The 24,828-nt window shown below is 42.1% G+C and carries 20 protein-coding genes; 18 read left to right on the top strand and 2 right to left on the bottom strand.

The genetic code is table 11. From position 1 onward, the window contains the following. Nucleotides 1-18 precede the first annotated feature (18 nt). The 14 genes from IQ13_RS18530 (at nt 19) to IQ13_RS18460 (ending at nt 15,147) form a co-directional block, all read left to right on the top strand. Nucleotides 19-2,403 carry an ABC transporter permease gene (locus tag IQ13_RS18530; protein WP_144888122.1) on the top strand — a complete coding sequence of 795 codons (2,385 nt, stop codon included), beginning with the start codon at nt 19-21 and terminating at the stop codon, nt 2,401-2,403. 28 nt (nt 2,404-2,431) lie between these two features. Beyond that, a complete protein-coding gene (locus tag IQ13_RS18525) occupies nt 2,432-4,786 on the top strand; it encodes an ABC transporter permease (RefSeq protein WP_144888121.1) in 2,355 nt (784 codons plus the stop codon). 11 nt (nt 4,787-4,797) lie between these two features. After that, complete coding sequence (locus IQ13_RS18520; RefSeq protein ID WP_144888120.1) at nt 4,798-5,475, top strand: ABC transporter ATP-binding protein; 678 nt, start codon at nt 4,798-4,800, stop codon at nt 5,473-5,475. Between the two features lie 10 nt (nt 5,476-5,485). Then, nucleotides 5,486-6,892: a TolC family protein gene (locus IQ13_RS18515; RefSeq protein ID WP_144888119.1), complete on the top strand. Its 1,407-nt coding sequence runs from the start codon at nt 5,486-5,488 to the stop codon at nt 6,890-6,892. 418 nt (nt 6,893-7,310) lie between these two features. Continuing rightward, on the top strand, nt 7,311-8,756 hold the full coding sequence (sufB, locus tag IQ13_RS18505) for a Fe-S cluster assembly protein SufB (RefSeq protein ID WP_144888118.1): 1,446 nt from the start codon (nt 7,311-7,313) through the stop codon (nt 8,754-8,756). Between the two features lie 206 nt (nt 8,757-8,962). Then, nucleotides 8,963-9,727: a Fe-S cluster assembly ATPase SufC gene (sufC, locus tag IQ13_RS18500; protein ID WP_144888117.1), complete on the top strand. Its 765-nt coding sequence runs from the start codon at nt 8,963-8,965 to the stop codon at nt 9,725-9,727. A gap of 174 nt (nt 9,728-9,901) precedes the next feature. Beyond that, entirely contained in the window at nt 9,902-11,209 is a 1,308-nt protein-coding gene (gene sufD / locus IQ13_RS18495) for a Fe-S cluster assembly protein SufD (protein ID WP_144888116.1), read from the top strand. Between the two features lie 32 nt (nt 11,210-11,241). Next, nucleotides 11,242-11,628: a GxxExxY protein gene (locus tag IQ13_RS18490; RefSeq protein WP_144888115.1), complete on the top strand. Its 387-nt coding sequence runs from the start codon at nt 11,242-11,244 to the stop codon at nt 11,626-11,628. Between the two features lie 32 nt (nt 11,629-11,660). Next, the gene (locus IQ13_RS18485; RefSeq protein ID WP_144888114.1) at nt 11,661-12,902 is read left to right on the top strand and encodes a cysteine desulfurase; all 1,242 of its coding nucleotides are present in this window, start codon (nt 11,661-11,663) and stop codon (nt 12,900-12,902) included. Continuing rightward, nucleotides 12,899-13,339 carry a SufE family protein gene (locus IQ13_RS18480; RefSeq protein WP_144888113.1) on the top strand — a complete coding sequence of 147 codons (441 nt, stop codon included), beginning with the start codon at nt 12,899-12,901 and terminating at the stop codon, nt 13,337-13,339. Before IQ13_RS18485 ends, IQ13_RS18480 begins: the two co-directional genes overlap by 4 nt. A 21-nt stretch (nt 13,340-13,360) precedes the next feature. Beyond that, complete coding sequence (locus IQ13_RS18475; protein WP_144888112.1) at nt 13,361-13,672, top strand: DUF59 domain-containing protein; 312 nt, start codon at nt 13,361-13,363, stop codon at nt 13,670-13,672. Nucleotides 13,673-13,801: 129 nt separating this feature from the next. Beyond that, a complete protein-coding gene (locus tag IQ13_RS18470; RefSeq protein WP_144888111.1) occupies nt 13,802-14,353 on the top strand; it encodes a BrxA/BrxB family bacilliredoxin in 552 nt (183 codons plus the stop codon). Nucleotides 14,354-14,370: 17 nt separating this feature from the next. After that, complete coding sequence (locus tag IQ13_RS18465; RefSeq protein WP_144888110.1) at nt 14,371-14,847, top strand: RrF2 family transcriptional regulator; 477 nt, start codon at nt 14,371-14,373, stop codon at nt 14,845-14,847. Nucleotides 14,848-14,868: 21 nt separating this feature from the next. Next, complete coding sequence (locus IQ13_RS18460) at nt 14,869-15,147, top strand: hypothetical protein (RefSeq protein ID WP_144888109.1); 279 nt, start codon at nt 14,869-14,871, stop codon at nt 15,145-15,147. Between the two features lie 68 nt (nt 15,148-15,215). On the opposite strand, the gene mtaB is transcribed toward IQ13_RS18460, so the two are convergent. Next, the gene (gene mtaB, locus IQ13_RS18455; RefSeq protein WP_144888108.1) at nt 15,216-16,505 is read right to left on the bottom strand and encodes a tRNA (N(6)-L-threonylcarbamoyladenosine(37)-C(2))-methylthiotransferase MtaB; all 1,290 of its coding nucleotides are present in this window, start codon (nt 16,503-16,505) and stop codon (nt 15,216-15,218) included. 211 nt (nt 16,506-16,716) lie between these two features. On the opposite strand from mtaB, the gene IQ13_RS18450 reads away from it, so the two are divergent. The 4 genes from IQ13_RS18450 (at nt 16,717) to priA (ending at nt 23,524) form a co-directional block, all read left to right on the top strand. Further along, nucleotides 16,717-19,563 (top strand): DEAD/DEAH box helicase, encoded by a 2,847-nt coding sequence (locus IQ13_RS18450; protein WP_158637440.1) that lies wholly within the window; start codon nt 16,717-16,719, stop codon nt 19,561-19,563. A 113-nt stretch (nt 19,564-19,676) separates the two neighbouring features. Further along, complete coding sequence (locus IQ13_RS18445) at nt 19,677-20,135, top strand: DUF4258 domain-containing protein (protein WP_144888106.1); 459 nt, start codon at nt 19,677-19,679, stop codon at nt 20,133-20,135. Between the two features lie 88 nt (nt 20,136-20,223). Then, on the top strand, nt 20,224-20,994 hold the full coding sequence (locus IQ13_RS18440) for a lysophospholipid acyltransferase family protein (protein WP_144888105.1): 771 nt from the start codon (nt 20,224-20,226) through the stop codon (nt 20,992-20,994). A 91-nt stretch (nt 20,995-21,085) separates the two neighbouring features. Then, nucleotides 21,086-23,524, top strand: a complete 2,439-nt coding sequence (gene priA, locus IQ13_RS18435; protein WP_144888104.1) for a replication restart helicase PriA — start codon at nt 21,086-21,088, stop codon at nt 23,522-23,524. Nucleotides 23,525-23,674: 150 nt separating this feature from the next. On the opposite strand, the gene IQ13_RS18430 is transcribed toward priA, so the two are convergent. Further along, nucleotides 23,675-24,760: an FUSC family protein gene (locus IQ13_RS18430; RefSeq protein WP_144888103.1), complete on the bottom strand. Its 1,086-nt coding sequence runs from the start codon at nt 24,758-24,760 to the stop codon at nt 23,675-23,677. Between the last annotated feature and the right edge of the window lie 68 nt (nt 24,761-24,828).

The following is a 24,828-nucleotide window of genomic DNA, read 5'->3' as shown; positions in this document are numbered from 1 at the left end:
TGTAAAACTGTATATACTATGTTCAGGAATTATTTAAAAACAGCCTTCCGGAATCTTGCGAAGAACAAAGTGTATTCGTTCATAAATATTGCCGGATTAAGTATTGGGCTTGCATGTGCAATGCTGATTCTTTTGTACACCAAAGACGAAGCCAGTTACGATCGGTTTCTTCCTGGTGTAAACAATATTTACCGTATTGTATCTAAAGAGGTCAATCCCGATGGAAGTATTCTGATGCAGAGCGGCAACACCGGTAGCTTTCATGGTCCGGCCTTTGCATCGGGGGTGCCGGAAATTGTTTCCTTTGTACGTTTCCAGGGCGATTATGTAAATATCAAGAAGGGAACAGAAGTACTTGGTCAGGATGCACATCGTGTAGACAGTAATTTCTTTTCCATTATGCAGTTTCCATTAGTGTATGGCAATGGTAAAACAGCTCTGCAACAACCCGATGCAATCGTGCTGAGTGAAACAGTTGCCCGTAAATTTTTCGGTTCTGCAGATGTTGTTGGTAAAACCTTACAGTTGCAACGTAACGGCACGTTTAAACCATATACTGTAACAGCTGTAGCGAAGGATTGTCCGCAGAACTCGTCGATTAAATTCCAGATGCTAACAAAAATGGAATTGAGTGCCGAAGAAATTTCGGATCGTATGAACTGGTTCAATTTCTTTCTCAATACGTTTGTAGTACTGGCGCCGGGTGCCGATGCAAAACAGGTAGAGAAAAAGATGATGCGGTTTTATGAAATGGATGCCAGGGAAACGATTAAAATTGTAGCGGAGAAATACAATTACAAAGCCAAAGCACAATACACGCTGCAGCCTTATACCGATATTCATCTGAGTAAAGAGTATCGTGCCGATAACGGAATGGTTGGCGCCAGCAACCCGATGTATTCTTATATTCTGTCGGGTATCGCCTTGTTTATTTTGCTGATCGCCTGTATCAACTTTGTAAACCTTACAGTAGCCCGTTCGTTAAAACGTGCAAGAGAAATTGGTGTACGCAAAGTTATTGGCAGCGATCGTCGTCAACTTATCGGACAGTTTTTAGGTGAATCGTATATTCTTTGTTTTATTGCATTTGTACTCGCATTGGGCATTGCACAGCTATTGTTGCCTTTCTTCAACGATCTTTCAAATAAAGCGTTGTCGCTTACTTATCTTTTCGATGTAAAACTGGTAAGCAGTTACGCAGCGTTGTTTTTAGTTACCGGATTTTTAGCAGGATTTTACCCGGCGCTGGTACTTTCCGGTTTTAACCCTGTGGAAACGCTGTACAATCGTTTCAGGTTAACAGGAAAGAATTATTTACAACGATCGTTGGTTGTATTACAGTTTTCGTTAGCTACGCTGCTCATTATTGCAACCGTTGTTATGTACAGGCAGTTTCAGTTCCTGGTTTCGAAAGATCTTGGGTATAACGATAAACATGTACTTACTGTTCCGAATGTTACAGGTAATAAAATTGCTGTTTTTCGGCAGGAGTTATTAAAGAACCCTAATATTGAACAGGTTGCTATTCGTAATAATGGATTCAATGTAACATTAGCAAGGATAAATGGTAACAAGGAACTGGAGTTTACAATGGATTGGGTTGATGCTGATTATTTGCCGCTGTATAAAATACCTGTTATACAAGGTCGTAACTTTTCCCGTTCGTTTTCGTCTGATACTGCTTCTGCAGTGATAGTAAATGAGGCTTTTGTAAAAGCTGCAGGCTGGAAAGATGCTGTTGGACAGGTAGTTGATTTTTGGTACAATAACAAAAAGTATACAGTAGTAGGTGTGGTTAAAGATTATCACTACGCAGCCTTAAACGAAGTTATCAAGCCGCAGTTGCTGTGTAATAACGAAGACAATTTCGGCCTTGCTGTCATCCGTATTAAAGAAGGTTCAGCAGCAGCTGTGTTGCCGTTTATTGAGCAACAATATAAAAGCATTGTGCCTTTGCAACCGTATAGTTACGAGTTTAAAGACATCAGCAATCAACGACAATATGAGGCTGAAGCCAAGTGGAAAAAAATGCTGTTGTTTGGAGCGGTTCTTACCATTTTTATTTCCTGCATAGGTTTATTTGGATTATCTGTATTAGCAGCAGAAAAGCGGTTAAAAGAAGTCGGGGTACGTAAAGTGTTGGGTGCATCTGTAACAACAATTGCAACAGCTTTGTCGAAAGATTTTTTATTGCTCGTGGTAATCTCTCTTTTTATTGCTATGCCAATTGCATGGTTACTTGCAAATAAATGGCTGCAGAATTATCCGTACAGGGCAGCATTAAGCTGGTGGTTGTTTGCAGCTGCAGGCGCAGGCGTTGTACTGCTGGCATTACTTACTGTTTCGTTCCAGGCCATCAGGGCAGCAATGGCAAAGCCGGTAAAAAGTTTACGCACCGAATAACTCAACAGAAAAACAAGAACCTTATCGCATGATCCGCAATTATTTTAAAGTAGCGTGGCGCAATTTGTGGAAGAATGAATTGTTTTCCATCATAAATATTTTGGGGCTAGGGCTTTCCATTCCTTTTGCACTGCTCAGTCTAATGCAGGTGCAGAGTGCTTACGAATATGATAATTTTCATCCGTACCCCGATCGCACATATCGTATCATTAGCGATGTTAAGGATAATGTTGGCGGAAAAATTAAATATGCTTTATCGCCACAAACAGTAGCAGAACAACTGCAGCAGGATTATCCTGCTGTAGAAAAAGCAACTTATGTGGTGCGTGATTTTGGTTGGGAATTAAACAATCGTATTAAAACGCTCAACGTAAATACGATTTATATTGAACCTGCTTTTTTTGATGTGTTTGGTTTTAAACTTGCATCGGGTACATCACCGGTTGAACCCAACAGTTTGGTATTAACAGAAGAAAAAGCTCTTGCTTTTTTTGGTACAACAGAAGCTGTGGGGCAAGTGCTTACTCATTCCGATTATGGCGATCTTACAGTAACAGGTGTACTGAAGCCTTACAAACGGAATACGCATTTGCGTAGCGATGTGATGGTGTCGATGGCTACGTATAAAAAGTTTTCTAAAGACACAGTGCTCACATCGCTCAAAGGATTTACGTATGTACTGCTGAAACCAAATGCAAACAAAGCCAATCTTGATGTGGCATTAACAACAGTTGCTGCAAAGCTCAACATGCATGCAGTTGCAGGTGCTGCAAAGGAGCAACTGGCTTTTCGCAAACAGGCAATTACTTCTATTGCTCCCGATTTTGAAGATTTGCGTGGTAACTCTTATGTTGATTCAATGCTTGATCTTTCAGTGAACTTTGGTTTTGCATTAGCCTTGTTGTTACTTGCGGGGTTTAACTATGTTAATCTTACATTGGCTCGTTCGCTCAGCCGTGCAAAAGAAGTAGGTGTAAGAAAAGTAGCCGGTGCATTGCGTTATCAGTTGGTGGGGCAATTTATTTGCGAAGCAGTATTGGTTGCAATGCTGTCGTTGGTGCTCGGGTATATTGTGTTGAAACTGATGGAGCAGTTCAGTTATGTAAACTGGTTTACATGGGATGTAGATAACCATTATGTGTTGTGGGGAACATTTATCATTTTCAGCATTTTCATTGGTGTGTTAGCTGGTTTTATCCCAGCCCGTATACTTTCCCGTTTTCAGCCGGCGAAAGTTTTAAAGGGTACAATCGCTCCCTCTACATTTGGAAGAATGGGTTTACGTAACAGCCTTGTTGTGATCCAATTTGTTGCAAGCTCCTGTTTCATTTTTGTAATGGCAACATTCTATAACCAGTTTCGCTACATGGCAACCGATAACGATAATTTTAACCGCAAACATATTTATAATGTTTCGGTAAAAGGCGATTACCGTTTGCTGCAACAGGAACTGACAGCAAATAAAAATATTGAACAGATCGGGTTGGTATCTACGCCGTTTGGCGGAACTACTGCGCAGGCTACTGTCAAAAAAAATAAACAGGAGCAGTATGCAGAGGCAAGTTACTATGCAGCCGATGCTGGCTTTATCAACAATATGAAACTGCAGTTTGTTGCAGGTAACAATCTGCCTGCATCAACCGGTGATTCTGTCTCAAACTTTGTAGTGGTGAATGAACAGTTGCTTGCCACACTCGGACTCGGCACTGCCCAGGAAGCTGTTGGCAAAACAATTCTGCTGAACAATGACCGGGAAGTGATGATCAATGGTGTAGTGAAAAACTTCTGCTATTATATTTACCAGTTTGCATCAAACCCATTGGTGTTACAGTACAATCCTGAGCAATTTCATGTGTTAAGTATTCAAACAAAAACTGAAGTAGATGATGCAGTGTTTAAATCGGAGATAGCAGCAGTTTGGAAAAAATATCATCCGCACGAAGAACTGGCTTTCTCTAACTATCAAAAAGAAATGTACGACCGCTATTTCCCTGGCAGAGATATGAAGTTCATGGGTATGTTTTGCCTGGTTGTACTCATCATTGCATTGATGGGACTGTTGGGTATTGTAACCTATCATACCGAAAAAAGGGTAAAGGAAATCGGTATACGGAAAGTAATGGGTGCATCGGTACCTGTTATTGTAAAAGAACTGTCGAAGAGTTTTGTAAAACTGATCATCATAGCAGCAGGAATCGGGTTGCCGGTTGGTTATGCAATCTGTTATTTTTTCATCAGCCTGTTTGCATACAGCCCGGGTGTAAACCTGTTGCTGTTGTGCACCCTGTTCTGCTGTATTTTTTCAATAGCCTTGATCACCATTGCCTATAAATCAATTTACGCAGCAATTGCAAATCCGGTAAAAAGGTTACGAACAGAATAATTTTGAAGCAAATGTTATTAGAGTTAAAAAATATTTTCAAATGGGTTACTGTTGGTGGTAACCGGGTCTTTTTATTAAAAGATGTAAACCTTCAGGTGCAGGAAGGTGAATTCATATCCATTATGGGGCCGTCGGGTTCGGGTAAATCAACCATGCTCAATGTAATTGGTATGCTCGATGGGTTTGATGAAGGCGAATATAACTTTCTGCACGAAAGTGTACACAAGCTGAAAGAAAAGCAACGAGCCCAACTGTACAAACAATACATCGGTTTTGTATTTCAGCAGTATCATTTAATAGATGAGTTAACGGTGTATGAAAATATTGAAACGCCGTTGCTGTACCAGGATGTAAAAAGCAGCGAACGGAAAGCGATGGTGGCCGATATGCTCGATCGTTTCAATATTGTTGGTAAGAAAGATCTGTTTCCTGCGCAGCTTTCCGGTGGACAACAGCAGCTCGTAGGCATTGCCCGTGCGTTGATTGCAAAACCCAAACTTATTCTTGCAGATGAACCAACGGGTAATCTTAATTCCAAACAAGGCGAAGAGATTATGGATTTGTTTACACAACTCAACAAAGAAGGTGTAACCATTATACAGGTTACGCACAGCGAAAAAAATGCAGCTTATGCAGGCAGAACCATTCATCTGCTCGACGGAAGAATTGAACAACAGGTAACTAATTAATAAACGAATTATGCGGATCATCAGCTTAAGTGTGTTTTTATTATTGTGCATGTTTGTTACACGTGCACAGGAAATGAGTTTGCAGCAATGTATTGATACGGCTTTGAAGCGGAATATTCTTGTACAGCAAACAGGGTTGCAGATGCATGCAGCAGAGGTAAATAAAAACCAGGCGAAAATGAATTTATTGCCCAACGTAAATGGTAACTGGAATTACGGCAACAATTTTGGGCGTAATGTTGATCCTATTACCAATACCTACACCAATAACCAATTATCATCTTCCAATGCCGGGTTAGATGCAGGTGTAATTTTATTCAATGGAATGCGTTTGCAAAACTTAATTCAGCAAACCAACTTTTCGTACAAAGCTGCTGAGCTTGATTACAAACAGGCGCAGGATAATTTGTTGCTGAATGTTACATTGGCGTATATGCAGGTGTTGCTGAGCGAAGATATACTGACAGTATCAAGAACACAGTTGCAGGTTACCAAAAAGCAAATCGAGAGGATGGAGGTGCTGGTGAAAGAAGGATCTGCAGGCAGTTACCAGTTAACCGATATCAAAGGACAGCAGGCAAATGAGTTGATCGCAATTGTAAATCTTGAAAACAGTTTGCAACAGGCCAAGCTTACACTGTGCCAGTTGATGAATGTGCCGTATGCAGCAGGCTTACAACTACAACGAGGTATTCAGTTAAACAATACGCTCTATACGCAAACAGCTGCTGATGTAATTGCAGCTGCAATGGAATATATGGCGTTGGTCAAGGCCAATCAGTACCGGATTAAAAGTGCAGAGAAAAATATACAGGTGGCGAAGAGCGGTTATTACCCAACCATCAGCTTAGGTGCAAGTGCGGGCAGCAGTTATTCGAGTTTGTTTACAAGGCTTACACCTACCACTGTTTCGGAAATAGAAACCGGAACCTACATCAAAAATGGAGCTGCACGCACACCGGTGTATCGGGAGATGCAGAATTTCTCTTCGTCTTCGGTACGGTATTTTAAACAAATGGAAAACAACATCGGTTTCTTCACCGGCATTAGTATGCAGATTCCGCTGTTTAATAATCTGCAAACAAAGAACAGGGTACGGCTTGCAAAACTGACCTTGAAAAATACAGAACTGGAAGCCGATAACACTGTATACCAGTTAAAGCAGAATATTGAGCAGGCATGGGTAAATATGGAAGCAGCCTATAAACGGTTAACAGCATTAAATGAGCAGCAGCTGAATTACGAAGAATCGTTTCGTGCTGCTGAAGTACGGTTTGAAAACGGCGTGATCAATGCCGCTGAATTTTTAATTGCCAAGAATAATCTTGATCGCACAAAGATTAGCCTCGTGCAGGCGAAGTACGAATACAGTTTCCGAACAAGGCTGCTCGATTTTTACCAGGGTAAAACTATGTAATAGAAAAGTATGATATACAACTCAGCCAGATTTACGATGCGATGGAAAATCTGTTGGATGAAAAAGAAGGAGAACTAAAGTGGGATGAACGGGGGCGGATTGGGTTTAGAAAAAATAATTGCTGCTAGAAACATTTTGCCCTCGGGCTGCCGGATTGCAGCGGCACCGCAGCGTAGCGGAGGTACAGCAAAAAGCCGGAACCACAGCTGCCAAAAGATCTAAAGCTCAGAGCCCCAACTCCCAATCCCCAATTCCTCAAGGGTTCAGGCCGCCCCGGCATCCCACCCAATCCCCAACATGTCAAGTTTTTCCGCTTTTCGAACATTATCTATACTTTTTTGTATAGATTAATCTGTACTTTTGTGTACAGATAGTAATTGTTCAAGATTTTAGGATAACAGATTAAACAAATCGAATCATGAGTGAGATGCTCAATACACTGGAGCAAACGGCCCTGAGTGAGTACAAATATGGTTGGGTAACCGACATTGAAGCCGACGAGGCGCCTCCCGGACTTAGTGAAGACATTGTGCGTTTCATCAGCGCCAAAAAGAACGAACCCGAGTGGATGCTCGAATGGCGACTCAAAGCCTACCGTCATTGGTTGAAAATGACCGAGCCGGAATGGGCCAATGTGAAGTACCCCAAGGTAGATTACAACGCCATTAAATATTACAGCGCTCCCAAGCAAAAGAAAACCCTCAACAGCCTCGATGAAGTAGACCCTGAATTAAGAGCTACGTTCGAAAAGCTGGGTATTTCATTGGACGAGCAAAAGCGTTTGAGCAATGTGGCGGTTGATGCGGTGATTGATTCTGTTTCAATTGCTACCACTTTTAAAAAGCAACTCGCCGAGCTGGGCATTATTTTCTGCAGCATGAGCGAAGCCGTGCAGGAACATCCGGAACTCATCAAAAAATGGTTGGGTTCGGTTGTGCCGATGACCGATAATTATTTCTCTGCCTTAAACAGTGCGGTGTTCAGCGATGGTAGTTTCTGCTACATTCCAAAAGGTGTAAAAAGCCCGATGGAGTTAAGCACGTACTTCCGTATCAATGCTGAAAATACCGGACAGTTTGAACGTACATTGATTGTTGCCGAAGAAGGCAGCTATGTAAGTTACCTCGAGGGTTGTACAGCGCCGATGCGTGATGAAAATCAATTGCACGCTGCAGTGGTAGAAATTGTAGCACTCGATAATGCAGAAGTAAAATATAGTACCGTACAAAACTGGTACCCCGGCGATAAAGATGGCAAGGGTGGTATTTACAACTTTGTTACTAAGCGTGGTATTTGCGCCGGTGTAAATTCAAAGATCAGCTGGACGCAGGTTGAAACCGGTTCTGCAGTTACATGGAAATACCCTTCCGTCATATTAAAAGGCGATAACAGTCAGGGTGAATTTTATTCGGTTGCTGTTACCAACAATCATCAGCAGGCAGATACCGGCACCAAGATGATGCACATTGGTAAGAACACCAGAAGCCGCATTGTATCGAAAGGTATTTCTGCGGGCTTCAGTCAAAACTCTTATCGTGGGTTGGTGCAGGTGGGGAAGAATGCGGTGAATGCAAGAAACTTCTCTCAATGTGATAGTTTGTTGCTCGGTGATAAATGCGGTGCACATACATTTCCATACATTGAAGTAAAGAACAGTACTGCACAGGTAGAGCATGAGGCCACTACTTCAAAAATTGGTGAAGACCAGATCTTCTATTGCAACCAACGTGGTTTAGATACTGAAACTGCCGTTGCATTGATCATTAATGGTTTTGCTAAAGAAGTAATGAACCAGTTGCCGATGGAGTTTGCTGTGGAAGCACAGAAACTGTTGGCCATTTCATTAGAAGGAAGTGTTGGTTAAACCCCCTCCGCCCCCTGAAGGGGGAACTGTTAACACTCAAAGTGAATGTTACAGGTTAAAATTTAAAAGTTCTTTTTTTGTTGATCAGCGATAGAATAGAAATGAAACTTCTGTTGCGTCGCACACTTCAACGTAAGAATCATTATTCAACTAAATAAAAGCGAGTTCGTGTTCATTCGTGTAATTCGTGGCAAAAAATAGAAATCATGTTAAGTATCAAAAATTTACAGGCAAGGATTGAAGAGAAGGAAATCTTAAAAGGTATCAACCTTGAAATTAAAGCAGGCGAAGTGCATGCCATCATGGGACCAAACGGAAGCGGTAAGTCAACCTTGGCTTCTGTACTGGCCGGTCGTTCTGATTATGAAGTAACAGGCGGCAGTGTAGAGTTCAACGGAAAAGATCTGTTGGAACTTTCTCCCGAAGACCGTGCACGTGAAGGTGTGTTCCTTGCGTTTCAATACCCCATTGAAATTCCCGGTGTAAGCACCACCAACTTTATTAAAACTGCAGTGAATGAAGTGCGCAAGTATCGTGGTGAAGAACCAATGGATGCGGTGCAGTTTCTGAAGAAGATGAAAGAAAAGATGAAGCTGGTTGAAATTGATCAGTCTTTATTAAGCCGTTCACTCAACGAAGGTTTTAGTGGTGGTGAAAAGAAGCGTAATGAAATTTTCCAGATGGCAATGCTGGAGCCAAAGTTTGCCATCCTGGATGAAACAGATAGTGGTTTGGATATTGATGCCCTGCGAATTGTTGCAGAAGGTGTAAACAAACTGAAATCGAAAGACAATGCGACATTGGTGATTACGCACTACCAGCGTTTGCTTGATTATATCGTTCCGGATTACGTACATGTATTATACAAAGGACGTATTGTTAAAAGTGGTGGTAAAGAATTGGCGCTGGAGCTGGAAGAAAAAGGATATGATTTTATTAAAGAAGAACTGGGAGAAGAAGTAGAAGCGTAACCCCCCAACCCCTAAAGGGGAGTTTAATAACACTCTGATTAATATTGAAGTGTTTGTTGAACTAAGAACAAAAGAAGAAGAGTTAGTACAATTGATAACTTATAAAACAAAGCCCGAACTCCCGCCATCCTGAGCGAAGTCGAAGGAAGGAGAGGGAACGAGGGTGAGGCCAAGATGTCAGAATTAAAAGAATTAATACAGGATAAGCTCAACAAAGAATCATTCAGTGGAAACGGTTCTTTAAAAGCATTAAGCCAAAAAGGATTGGAACTGTTCAATGAGCAGGGCATTCCAACTGTGAATCACGAAGAGTGGAAGTACACACGCATCAGCGCTGTACTCAACAAAGATTTTTCGTATGCAGTTGATGCAACAGCTGTTACTGCAAAAGATGTGGATGCGTTTCGTTTGCCCGGCCATGAAGCTGCGAATGAGCTGGTGTTTGTTAATGGTATTTATCATGCAGAGCTTTCAAACATCCGTTCATCGGCTGATGAACTGGTGATTCTTCCGTTAAGTGAAGCGGTGAAAGGCGAATACAAAGCGATTGTTGATGCGAACCTTGGTCACAGCGCCAATTACCATACCGATGGCATCAATGCATTAAACAACACGTTTGCCTACCAGGGCTTGTTCATTGCCGTAAAGAAAAATAAATCAGTTGAACATCCCTTGTACTGTTACTACATCAACGATGCAAGAACAGTCAATGTATTGTCGCAGCCACGCACCTTAATTTATGTAGCAGCCAGTGCCGAAGTGCAACTGGTGGAAGAAGAAGTAACCATCGGCACCAGCGATTCATTCATTAACAAAGTGAGTGAAATTGTGGTGGAAGAAAATGCGCAGGTTTCAATTTACAAAATACAGAACGAAGACAGTCACAGCAGTTGTGTAAAAACAACGCATGTGCGTCAGTTGGGCGTAAGTAAAGTGAACTCTGTTACCATTACACTCAACGGTGGTGTTATTCGCAACAACCTCAACTTTATTTTAGAAGCGCCCGGTTGCGAAAGCAATATGTATGGGTTGTATTGTGTGAAAGGAAATACACATGTCGACAATCACACGATTGTAGATAATCAACAACCACACAGCTTAAGCAACGAATTGTATAAAGGCATCATCGATGAAAATGCAACAGGTGTTTTCAACGGCAAGATCTTTGTTCGCCAGGATGCACAAAAAACTAATGCATACCAAAGCAACAAGAACGTGTTGTTAAGCGATACGGCAACTGTGAACACCAAACCACAGTTGGAGATTTTTGCTGATGATGTGAAATGTTCACATGGTTGTACCATTGGTCGCTTGGATGATGAAGCGTTGTTCTATTTACAAGCCAGAGGTATTGGTGAAAAAGCAGCGAAGGCATTGTTGTTACATGCATTTGCAGTGGAGATTTTGGACAAGATCGAACTGGAACCGATTCGTCAGTATGTTGATCAGATCATTTCTGAGCGTTTGGATTTTGAAATTTGAATAACTAACCACAGAGGCACAGGGACACGGAGATGAATACAAACGAATATAGTTTGAATAGTATTTCCGGAGCAATTGTAGATTGCTCAATTCGTGTTCATAGAGAATTAGGGCCTGGTTTGCTTGAAAGTGTTTATGAGGTTTGTTTAATGAAAGAGCTTATTACTGAAGGATTGACAGTTAGAAGGCAGGTTGCATTGCCTGTTTATTATAAAGGTGAAAATATCGGGCTTGATTTTAAAATTGATTTATTAGTTGAAGAGGAAGTAGTTGTTGAGCTAAAAGCAGTTGATACTTTGCTTCCGATTCACGAAGCCCAATTATTAACCTATTTGAAATTGTCGGAAATGCATTTGGGTTTACTAATAAATTTTAATGTGAAACTTTTAAAAGATGGGATAAAGCGTATGGTTTGGTAAACTCTGCGTCTCTGTGTCTCTGTGGTGAAAAAATGATACAAACTTTAGAACATACCGCTTTTGATGTACAGGCTATTCGCCAACACTTCCCGGTGTTGAACCGTGTGGTGAAAGGAAAGCCATTAGTATATTTTGATAATGCTGCGACAACACAAAAGCCACAAGTGGTGATTGATGCACTGGCAGATTATTACAAAAACTACAATGCCAATATTCACCGTGGTATTCACTCACTGGCCGAAGAAGCAACAGCTGCTTACGAAGCAACGAGAGATACGGTGCAGCAATTCATCCATGCGAAAGAGCGTGAGGAAATTATTTTCACAAGGGGCGTAACTGAAAGCATCAACTTAGTTGCTTACACGTGGGCACGCACCAATCTGAAAGCAGGAGATGAGATCATCATCAGTGGCATGGAACATCACAGCAATATTGTTCCCTGGCAATTGATTGGAGAAATGACCGGTGCAAAATTGAAAGTGATTCCGGTTAATGACAGCGGAGAATTGATTATGGAAGAGTTTCATCAGCTCTTAACTGAAAAAGTGAAGTTGGTTTCTGTTGTTCATGCATCTAATTCATTAGGTACCATCAATCCTGTTAAAGAAATCATTGATGCAGCGCATAAAGTTGGTGCAGTAGTGATGATCGATGGTGCACAATCAACCGTGCATCTGGATATTGATGTGCAGGAACTGGATTGTGATTTCTTTGCGATCAGTTCGCACAAAGTATATGGCCCAACAGGGATTGGTGTATTGTACGGTAAGCGTGCATTGCTCGAAGCTATGCCTCCGTTTATGGGTGGTGGTGAAATGATCAAAGATGTGTCGTTTGAAAAAACAACCTGGAACGATCTGCCATATAAGTTTGAAGCAGGTACTCCCAATATCGCTGATACTGTTGCATTGAAAGCTGCACTTGATTTTGTAAGCGGCATTGGTAAAGCAACTATTCGTCAACATGAAGATGCTTTGTTGAAGTATGCAACAGAACAATTGCAATCGATCGATGGCATTCGTTTAATTGGTACTGCAAAACAGAAAGTAAGTGTAGCATCCTATGTAGTGGAAGGCGTGCATCCGCAGGACTTAGGTATCCTGTTGGATAATCAGGGAGTGGCTGTGCGTACAGGGCATCACTGTACACAACCGTTGATGAACCGTTTTGGTATTCCCGGTACTACAAGAGCAAGTTTTGCGATGTATAATACCAAAGAAGAAGTAGATGTAATGATCGCAGGCTTACATAAAGCAATTAAGTTATTACGATGAGCGAAATAAAATCAATAGCAGAAACAGAAGAAGAAATTGTGGATGAGTTTTCGTTGTTTGATTCATGGGATGAGAAATATGAATACATCATCGACATGGGTAAGAAATTGAAGCCGCTGGAAGACGAACATAAGAAAGACGAAAACAAGATCAAAGGTTGCCAGAGTACGGTATGGATGGTAAGTGAGTTGAAGGATGGAAAAGTGTACTACCGTGCAGAAAGCGATGCAGTGATTGTAAAGGGATTGGTGAGTATGCTCATTCGTGTATTGAGCGGACATGCACCACAGGAGATCATCAATGCAAAGCTCGACTTTATTGATAAAATCGGTATGAAGCAACACCTGGCACAAACAAGAAGCAATGGCTTGCTGAGCATGGTGAAACAAATGAAACTGGATGCTACTGTTTACCAGGCAAAGGCAGGAATGAATTAAGAAGAAGTAAAACGATTTGTGATGGACAAAGAAGCACTGAAAGAAAAGATCATCGAAAAACTGCAAACAGTATTTGATCCCGAGTTGCCGGTGAATATCTATGATCTTGGATTGATCTATAATATCGACATCAACGATAAAGGTTATGTCAACATCACGATGACGTTGACAGCACCCAGTTGCCCTGCAGCCCAATCGTTGCCTGTGGAAGTAGATCAGAAAACCAGAGAAGTGGAAGGTGTTACCGATGTAAACGTGATGATTACCTGGACGCCGAAGTGGGAGAAGAGTATGATGAGTGAAGTGGCAGCTTTGGAATTAGGATTTATGTAGAGTGGCTCACGGATTACACAGATGAACACTGATATCTTCTGTTAATTCAATGGGCAAATTAAAATAGTAACAATCACCCACAGATTACATCCGTGTATTTCTGTGTAATCTGTGAGCAAAACTTAAAATATGGCAATGATCTCATTAGATAGTTTAATGGGCAACCAAGGTCCCAGCTATCCCGAACAAATTGCAGCTCCTTATCGCAAGGAGTTAGTTGATGCAGGCTTTGAGCAAATGATGACGGTGGAAGATGTGGAGAAAGTTCTCGCAGGTAATCCTGGCAAAACGATCCTGGTTGTATTGAACAGCGTATGCGGTTGCAGCGCAAGAGTGAGCCGTCCCGGTGCATTGCTCAGCTTTTTTAATCACGTGGTGCCCGATATAAAAGCAACACTGTTTGCAGGTATGGAAAAAGAAGCGGTTGTGCATTTCCGTGAGAAATACCTCAACGGTGTTACACCTTCTTCACCCAATGTACTGTTGTTGAAAGATGGCAACGTATTGTTGCACCTGCAACGTCACCAGATAGAAACAACCGATGCCGGTACCATTGCTGATGCATTGATCGCTGCTTACAACGAACACTGCACAAAGCAAACAACCGATGCAGAGCGTGAAGAGTTAAGAACGTATTTCAAAAATTTATACCAGGTAGATCCATTAGCAACACAGGAATAACATCTTAATTGTAAAGCATGAAAATTACTTCATCAGAAGAATACGGAATCAGGATCCTCATCCGCATTGCATCGGCTAATCCCGTTGAAGGTTTGAGTATTCCGCAATTGAGTGAAGCGGAGAAGCTGACGGAACCGCATGTGGCAAAGATTTGCCGCACCCTGCGTATGGAAGGGTTTATTAACAGTACACCCGGTTACAAAGGCGGGTATGTGTTGGCCAAGCCTGCAGAACAGATTGTGATTAATGATGTGTTGAAAGCATTGGGTGGAACCTTGTTCGATCAACAGTTTTGTGATGCACACACAGGGCTTGGACGTTTGTGTACCAACTCAGTGGATTGCAGCACACGTTCGCTTTGGAAAATGATTCAGTACACACTCGATAATCTCCTCAATAAATTAACGCTGAAGGATCTGATGGTGAATGAAAAAGAAGTGGAGTTGAAACTGGAAGCGATTTTACAGCGGAATATGGAAGAGTTGTTGAAGTAACTTTCTTGTGTTTTTTTAGATATGACTTTCAATTATTTTAAAAGATTCTGGGACGAATCAACTGGAGACCCTCTTACTGATTCATGGGGAACATCAACTTACTATTTTGAAACAGATTCCAATGGCGAGGTCCTTAGGCAAATAGAAGTATATGAAAATGGGAAAGTGTTGAAGTATGATCAAAATAATGTTGAAGATGAATACGGTGCACTTTCGAATAATACTTTAGATGTCGATGAATTCAAAGATTTCAAAATAGAAAAAACAGAATTTGAAGAAGTGTGGGCTCACCAGGAGTAAATCTCTGTGACAGCTGTACAAGAATTCAGGAGATCCCTCGTTCCTCGGGATGACAAGTACAATTGAGCTTATATCTTCCAATCCACAATCTCATTCACCCATTCTTCTTTGTAAGGCGTTGTGATCTTAATGTAGTTGTCGGTGTAACCTTCCATCATACCATTCTTGCTATGTCCTTCAAATAATACGGGTCTTGTTTCACCTGCATGTTGTTCGGTAAAGTATTGCATCTTCATGTAAGAAAGATTGCGAAGTGCTTTGTTACGTTCGTAACGGGTGGTCGTCGGTACAACTGGTCCTAGCGTTAATGCATGGGTATTATCCCGCTCGGAATAAGTGAACACATGTAAATACGATACGTCGAGCGAATGAAGGAACTCAAATGTTTCCTTAAACAGTTCGTCGGTTTCGCCCGGGAAACCGACGATCACATCCACACCAATACAGCAATGCGGCATCAGTTCTTTAATCAAGGCCACACGTTCGGCATAGAGTTCACGCTTGTAACGGCGGCGCATCATACCTAAAATAGTATTGCTTCCGCTTTGCAGCGGTATATGAAAATGCGGCATGAACTTTTTGCTCCTGCTTACAAATTCAATAATCTCGTTGGTGAGCAGGTTCGGTTCAATCGAAGAAATGCGGTAACGTTCAATACCTTCCACTTCATCTAACTGCTGAATAAGATCAAAGAAATTTTCTTCACGGTTATAAATGGAAAGCGAACCATTTCCATCAGCACCTTTGCCAAAATCACCAAGATTTACACCCGTCAACACAATTTCTTTACTGCCGCCAGCTGCAATTTCTTTGGCGTTGGCAATTACGTTCGCCACATTATCACTTCTGCTTTTGCCACGTGCCTGCGGAATGGTGCAGAACGAACAGGTATAATCGCAACCGTCCTGTACTTTTAAAAATGTACGTGTACGGTCGTTGATGGAATACGATGCATTGAATCCGCTCACATCTTCAATTTCGCAACTGCTGATCTTTGCACTATCGCCTTTCGCCAATTCTTTAATGTGCGAAACAATATTGAATTTTTCTGCAGCGCCCAACACTAAATCAACACCGGGAATCTCTGCTATTTCTTTTGGTTTTAATTGCGCATAACAACCGGTGATTACCACTAAACTTTCCGGCGACTTGCGTTGAATACGGCGAACAAGCTGGCGACATTCTTTATCAGCATTATCGGTAACAGAGCAGGTATTGATAACATACACATCGGCCAGGTCATCAAACTCTTTTTTCTCAAAACCTTCACTCTCCATCTGCCGGCTGAGTGTGGATGTTTCGGAATAGTTGAGTTTACAACCCAATGTGTGAAATGCGACTGTTTTTGCTGCTGCCATAAAGGGCTGCAAAGATAGCAAAGAACTGAGAAAGGATTGTAATGAATGATCGAAAACCCACCCCTGTCTGTCTTTACCAGTGTGTAACACACCGATGCCCCTTCGAAGGCGGGGATATATATTCCGCTGTGGAAAAACTAAAATGCTTGCTTCCCTCCAAAAGGTTGGCAACCATAGACTAACCCCTTATTTTTGCCGCCCTTGTTTTTCTATGGATAACCGTAATACCAAAACATATTTACTCTTTCAGCCGAAGCATTTGTTTACCAAGCGGCCCATGCTGGAGATCAGGCAACTGATTAAAACGCCCACCGGTGTAACGCCGGGTGAGCAGCCGCTGAACCGTGCACACCTGAAAGTATATTTCCCGAATTTAACCGATGAAGGAATAAAAACACTGCTCGGATTTTCGAAATGGGAATGGCAGAAAACCGAAGCCGATATTGTCGGACAATCGCAATACATCAAAGATGAAAAAGAACGGGCCTTGATGCAGAAAAAAGCAATGACCCGTAAACTGCAATCGATGATCAGTGCAGTGCGGCAATTGCAAGGCGTAGAGTTTTATCATCCTGCTGCGCAAACAGTGAAATGTGTTTTTTATGCGTATCCTGTTGAATTGGCTTTTCATGCAACAACAAATGAAGAGCAATATCAATTAGAAGTGTATGTGGTGAAAGGGAAAGAACGCATGCCGTTAAGTGCATTTAAACGGTATCATTTTTTAGTAGAGACAGAATCCTGTTATTATCAACTCACTTCAAAAAGTCATGATGCTATTGAATGGTTGCAGCAACAGGATGCAACGAAGTGGACAACCAATGATCCTGCTGCATTTGAACAGGTGTTGAATAAATTAAGAGAGTGGGAGTTGAAAGTAGATGCATCCGTTATTGCAAAAGGGGAAGAGTTGATTGCAGAGCCGCAGCCGCAGGTAATGCTCAGCGAACTCAATAATACATTCTTAAAACTCGAACCACGGTTTGTGTACGATGGGTATGTGGTTGATGGTCCGTTTGAAGAAATAACCAAACAAACTTCAGGAGATAAAACAATTTCGATTGTTCGGCATAAACAGAAAGAAGTGGAGTTGGTGGGGTTTCTTCGTTCACTCCATGAAAAGTTTACCAATCAAAGCAATGGTTTTTTCTATTTGAATTTTGCAGAAGCGCAAAAGAAAGGTTGGTTCCTGAAAGTGTATCACAAACTGCTTGAGTTGAATATCGACTTGCTCGGTATTGATCTGATGAAGCATTTCCGTTACTCGCCGCATATTGCAGAAACGGTGATCAGTAAACAGGAAGTGGAAGGGAACTGGATTTGCGTAGCCATGACGGTGAAGTTTGGAAAAGAAGCCATACCATTAAACTATCTGCAAAAAAGTTTAATGAACGGACAGAAAGCAGTGATGTTGAAAGATGGAAGCCTGGGGGTGTTGGGTGAAGAATGGTTGAAGCAATACGGCATGATGATCCGCCACGGTAAAGTGCGCAAAGAAGAATTACTGGTGCCGAAGTGGTTGCTGATGAGTGAAGCAACAGGTGAAACATCTGCAGATGCATCGATTCAAACAGACATCAGTGCAACGTGGTACAGCAAATGGAAGCAATGGGAAAAGCAGGAAGCTCCATTGTATGCATTGCCCAAAGGTTTAACGGTGCAACAGTTGCGTCCTTATCAACAGAAAGGATATGAGTGGTTGCGTTTGTTGTCAGAGATCGGTGGCAGCGGTTGTTTAGCCGATGATATGGGTTTGGGTAAAACATTACAGACGATCACTTTTCTCTTGCATAAAATTGAAGAGCAACCAACCGATCAACACTTGGTTGTTGCTCCTGCAAGTTTGTTGTACAACTGGCAAAAGGAATTAGAAAAATTTGCACCAGATGTAAAGGCGGTTGTGTTTCATGGTGCAGGCAGAGATGAAGAAGAATTGAAAGATGAAACAAACCGCATCATCATTACCAGCTATGGAACATTAAGGCAGGATGTTGAACTGCTGCAAACCATTCCGTGGAATACGGTGGTGGTGGATGAAAGTCAGAATATCAAAAACCCATCTGCACAAATAACCAAAGCAACATGGCAGTTGGTTGCAAAAACAAAAATCGCCCTGAGCGGTACACCGGTGATGAACGGTACAGGTGATCTTTTCAGCCAGATGCATTTTCTGTTACCCGGTTTACTGGGCAGCAACGAATTTTTCAGAAGAGAATATGCGATTCCTATTGAGCAAAAAGCTGATGCAGAAAAAGCAGCTGCTTTGCAAAAACTCATCCGCCCGTTTGTATTACGCCGAACCAAAGAACAGGCAGCGCCCGATCTTCCTGCCAAAACAGAATCGATTCTCTGGTGTGAAATGGAAGCCGATCAGCGTGCAGCGTACGAAAGCATTAAAGAAAATGTGCGTGGCAATATTTTAATGGACATCAGCGAAAACGGGTTGAACAAAGGCAAGATGAGTGTGCTGGCTGGTTTGACAAAGCTTCGCCAGATCTGTAACAGTTGCGAACTGGTTACTGATGAAGATGTGTTTGCGTACGACAGTATTAAAACCAAAGTGCTCATAGATGAATTGAAAACCATCATACCGCAACATCGTGCATTGGTGTTTAGCCAGTTTACTTCCATGCTCGATTTGCTCGAACGTGATCTGCAAAAAGAAGGCATCAAATACATTCGCCTCGATGGACAAACAAAAATTGCTGAGCGACAAGAATTGGTCTCCGAATTTCAGAAGGAAGCAAGCGATGTAGCGGTATTCCTGTTGAGTTTGAAAGCAGGCAATGCCGGTCTTACATTAACGGCTGCTGATTATGTATTCCTCTTCGATCCCTGGTGGAATACAGCAGTGGAGAACCAGGCCATCGATCGTACACATCGGATCGGTCAGCAATCGCATGTGTTTGCCTACCGCATGATCTGTAAGGACAGTATTGAAGAAAAGATCATGAAAATGGCGGCAGGGAAAAAGAAATTAGCGGAGGATCTGATCACAGCCGAAGAAGGATTTGTAAAGAGTTTAACGCTGGATGATATTAAGTATTTGTTAGAATAAGTTTTTAGTTTCTGGTTTATAGTTTTTGGTTGGGTGAGTCACCCGCCGTTGTTTTGGGTAGCACAACTGCACATCTCACCGAAAAACAATATTATTGTACAGCAAACACAAACATGAAAAAAGCGCTTCCATATCTGCTGCTGATTCTGTTACTGCTGGCAGCCGTACTCATCCGTCGCTGCAATAGTAAGGATCAGCTAACTGATAACGATAAACGAAAACCACGAACAGAAGATGTAAGCGATAACGATCGCAAAACAGATAATCAGAAAACCAACCTGGATGTTTTTCGTGATCCGTCAGCTGATTATTATTTCACCAAGCATGCACGTTGCCGTATGAAGTGCAGGCATATTACGCAGGAGGAAGTGAAAGAAATTGTACAGAAAGCCGAAGTGAATTACAGGAAGAGTGAACTGGATGCAGCGCAAGGTCCGAAGTATGCATTGGAAGGAATTACTTCACGAGACAGGCAGTATGTACGTATTATTGTTGCTCCGAAACAACGGCATTTAACCATTGTAACGGTGATTGATTTAGAGAATGAGTGGGCGTGCCCGAGTTGTAAGTAATGATCTGTCATCCCGACGAAGGAGGGATCTGCCGGTCATTTGTATATAGCCAAACAGATGTCTCCTTCGTCGACATGACAATATATACATGAAAATTTTACTCAAACCACTGCAAATCCTTTACGTCATCTACGCCATGATCCTTTTTCTGATCATGATGATGATGGTTGTTCCATTTGTACTCGTTGCTTCTTTCTTTGGTAAGATCAAAGGGGGCAATGCAGTCATGCGCATTGTGCATTGGTGGGCGGATGTATGGTTGTTCCTGATCGGAATTTCTCACAAACGAATTGTTGAACAGGAGATCAGGGCACATCAGCCGTACATCTTTGTCAGCAATCACAATTCATACATGGATATACCGCAGATGCTGAAAGCCATTCGTCAGCCCCTGCGTATTCTGGGAAAAGCGGAAATGGGAAAGATACCGGTGTTCGGTCTCATCTACAATGCAGCTGTTGTACCTGTGTTGCGTGGCAGTGCAGAAAACAGGGCTAAGAGTGTAAAGACGCTGCGTTCGGTATTGAGTCATGAAATATCCATCTACATCGCTCCCGAAGGCACTTTTAACATGACTGATAAGCCATTAATCGACTTTTACGATGGTGCTTTTCGGTTGGCTATTGAAACGCAAACACCCATCAAACCTCTGCTCTTTTTAGATGCAGTGGATCGGTTGCACTGGCGCAGCATTTTTTCGTTGACCCCCGGTAAGCTGCGGACAGTTTACCTCGAAGAAATTTCCCCGGAAGGCTACACACCGTTTGATGTACAGGCGTTCAAACAAAAAGTGTACGATGTAATGGAGACTAAACTGAAGGAATACAAGGCAAGTTGGGTGGTGAATGGTGAATTGTGAATGGTCAATTTCGGCTTCCAATAATTTTGCTGCTACATTCAGGTCTTACTCACTAAATTGCGTATTCACCATTCACTATTGACCATTCACCGTGTACGCAGAAATCATCATACCACTCGCTCTTCCGAAAAATTATACCTGGAGCATTCCCGATCGTTTGCAGGAACAGGTACGTGTGGGTGTACGGGTGGAAGTGGAACTGCGGAAAAAACGTTATGCCGGCGTTATTAAAACATTACACAACAACAAACCTGCGGCATTCGACCCGAAATTTATTCTGAATGTGCTGGATGTTGAACCCATCATCCACGAAGAGCAGTTGAAATTGTGGCAATGGATAGCGGATTATTATTTGTGCACAGAAGGTGAAGTGATGGCAGCTGCATTACCTGCGCATTTTAAACTCAGTAGTGAAACCATCTTGGTTTATAATGAGGAGATCGGCGAAGATTTTTCTACACTCGATCATGATGAGTATTTAGTGGCAGAAGCATTGCTCATTCGCAAGGAGCTGAAGTTGCCAGAAGTGCAGCAGATACTCGACAGTTCGCATATTTATCCCGTTGTAAAACGATTGATTGAAAAGCGTGTTTGTTTTGTGTGGGAATCGTTGAAAGAAACCTACTCGGCCAAGAAAGAAACCTTCGTCTTACTCAATCCCCAATACGATAATGAAGATCAGTTGAGCGAACTGCTCAACAACTGGAGTCGTGCACCCAAGCAAATGGAATTACTGTTAAGCTATCTGCACCTGATAAGAACAGAAGGCGAAGTAAGCAAAACAGCTTTGCTCAAAAAAAGTAAAGCCAGTGATGCACAGTTGAAGGGATTGGTAGAGAAAGGAATTTTATTTTTAGAAAAACGTGCTGTTGATCGTTTACTCAACTTGCCAAGGAATATATCCATCGATTTTGAATTAACGTCTGCACAACAAACATCGTTAGATGAAATACGCAAGTCGTTCGAAGCAAAGCCTGTTTGTTTATTGCACGGTGTAACTGGTAGTGGCAAAACGCAGCTATACATTAAACTTATTGAAGAATATATCCGCAAAGGAAAGCAGGTGTTGTACCTGTTGCCGGAAATTGCTTTAACTGCACAGATTATTCGCCGGTTGCAGAAGCATTTTGGTGGTTACATCGGTATTTATCACAGCAAGTTCAACCAGAACGAACGTATTGAAATCTGGAACAAGATCAAGAATGGCGAAATGAAAGTGGTACTGGGTGCAAGGAGTTCGCTCTTTCTTCCATTTGCTGATCTGGGTTTAATTGTTTGTGATGAAGAACACGACAGCAGTTACAAACAACAACAACCTGCACCACGCTACAATGCAAGAGATGCGGCTGCTTATTATGCCTCTGTGTTTGGTGCCAAAATGTTGTTAGGAAGTGGTACGCCTTCAGTAGAATCGTATTACAATACGCATGTTGGAAAATATGGTTTGGTAGAATTGATGGAGCGTTTTGGAGAAGGTGCATTGCCAACTATTGAACTGGTTGATACCAAACCATTATTCAAACAAACAAAAGAAAAAGTAATGATTGCTCCTGCTTTGCAGGAAGCCATTGAAAAATCCCTGGCGAAAGAGAAGCAGGTTATCTTATTTCAAAACCGTCGGGGTTACACGCCACACCAGGTTTGTAAAACCTGCGGCTGGATTCCGCATTGCCGTTATTGCGATGTGAGTTTAACCTATCATAAGTTCAAGCATAAACTGCAGTGCCATTACTGCGGTACTGTTTATCCAACCGTTTCAACATGTGAAGCATGCGGCAGTCACGATTTTATGCAGCACAATTTTGGAACTGAGAAAGTGGAGGAGCAATTACAAGAACTGTTTCCCAAAGCAAAGATTGCACGTATGGATTATGATACGGTGAGTGGCAAGACGGCACATGATCAACTCATACAACAATTCGAACAACACCGCATTGATATTTTAGTAGGTACACAAATGGTGGTGAAGGGTTTGGACTTTGAAAATGTAAACCTGGTGGGTATTCTTGATGCAGACAGTTTGTTAAGCTTCGCCGATTTTCGTGTGAACGAACGTGCTTTTCAATTGATGGAGCAGGTGAGCGGCCGTGCCGGACGAAAAGATGCAGATGGACATGTGATGATACAGGTGGCCAATACCAATCATCCTGTATTGCAGTTTGTAAAGGCACATGATTACAAATTGTTTTTCTCTGTTGAGTTGCAGGCAAGGCGACAGTTTTATTATCCGCCGTTTACACGCATTATACAGATTACGTTTAAGCACAAGCAAAAAGAAACCGTAGAAGCAGCGGCACAATTAGTTGGCGAAAACATGCGACCCTTGTTTGCCAATTATATGGTTGGCCCGGCAGAACCGGTGGTGAACAGGGTGCGTAACCAGTACATCATGGAACTGGTGTTAAAGCTGCCGAAGGATGCACACTTGATTCATCAATGCAAAGAAATGATTCATGCACAAACGGTGCTGTTGCATAATCATCCCAATTTTAAAAGTGTGGTGTTGATAGCGGATGTGGATGCAATGTAAAAGCTAAAGACAGCACCAGATTCCTCCTTTGTCGGGAAGACAGCAATGAAGATTAGTAGTGCAGCATTTCAACTTCAGTATAAAGATCAATCAACTTGTCATCCTGAGGAAAGAAGGATCTGCTGATTGTTTTATCGTTAGTTTACTTAATCAACCTCTTCGCCAAATCGCCACCCTCGTCTTCCGTATTCTGCGTTCTGTACTTTCTCTTACCTGCTGGTTATGTAAAAACCATCCGCCTAACAAACCAATTACACTTCCAATAACGGTGTCAAGCAGGCGGGTTGCAATTAGATAATTCGGATCGGCATTCATGGCACTGCCGGCTTCTGCTAAAAACAAGGTAAGCGGTGTAATAAGAATCACAGCTAATCCGTAATGTCGCACAATCAGCATTTCTACAATAAACTGCAACAGCATAATGCTGATGCAAACAGTTAATGCTGTCAGTTCTAATTGCAACAGTACCCACGCTACACCCAAGCCAATAAATGTTCCGAGTATACGCTGGATACTTCTTTGCCATACATGCTGCAGGCTGATGCCTTGCATTACTGCTGCACAGGAAATAGGAACCCAATAGGGTTTTTCGAGTTTCAGTAAATGACTTGCCAATAAGGAGATGGCCAGTACCACACCAATAATGATCGATTCAACCAATTTTGTATACGGATTGGTTACAAGCGAAGTTGTATCCTGTGTGAACTTTCCTTTTTTGATAATGTATAAACTGTAAAAGAAGGCCAACACGCAGGTAAGCATGCCGCTCATAACGATGAGGCCGATACGTGTAGGGATGGTATTAAAGTCGAATTGCATGCTGCTGGCAATAGCAGCAATCATCACAAAGAAAAAGCCACCCGGTGGTTTCATTTGAAAGTAACGGGTAACCCAATGAGCTGCAAACGCAATGACGCCCAGCACCAATGCCGATATGTACGGGTTAAAGCTTGCTGCAATACTCACACCAAAGGAGAATGCAAGACCAAACGAGCAAACCACAAGGGTGATCATGCGCTGTGCAATAGAGGCAGAGGAAGGCAGGTAAAGGATCACCATGCCGCCGGTACTGGCAAGTATACCATAATCGAGCCGGTAAAAAAACAAACCAATCAGTAACGGAATGCCCACACACAATGATGCCAGTACAGGAATATGCCAGAGCCGCTCCGATTTTTTCAACTCGAGCAGTGCAATAAACTCATTCTTTACCAATTGTTTAAACGAAGCAGGCATAGTACAAAGCTAAATGATTTGGAGAGTTACTGAAAAATGACAATTGTATTAACGGGAAGTTCCTTAGC

Origin of the sequence: Lacibacter cauensis, assembly GCF_007830055.1 — a bacterium.
In the GTDB taxonomy this organism is placed as follows: Bacteria; Bacteroidota; Bacteroidia; order Chitinophagales; family Chitinophagaceae; genus Lacibacter; species Lacibacter cauensis.
The sequence above is the reverse complement of the archived record's forward strand: the minus strand, read 5'-3'. Positions and strand labels throughout refer to the sequence as shown.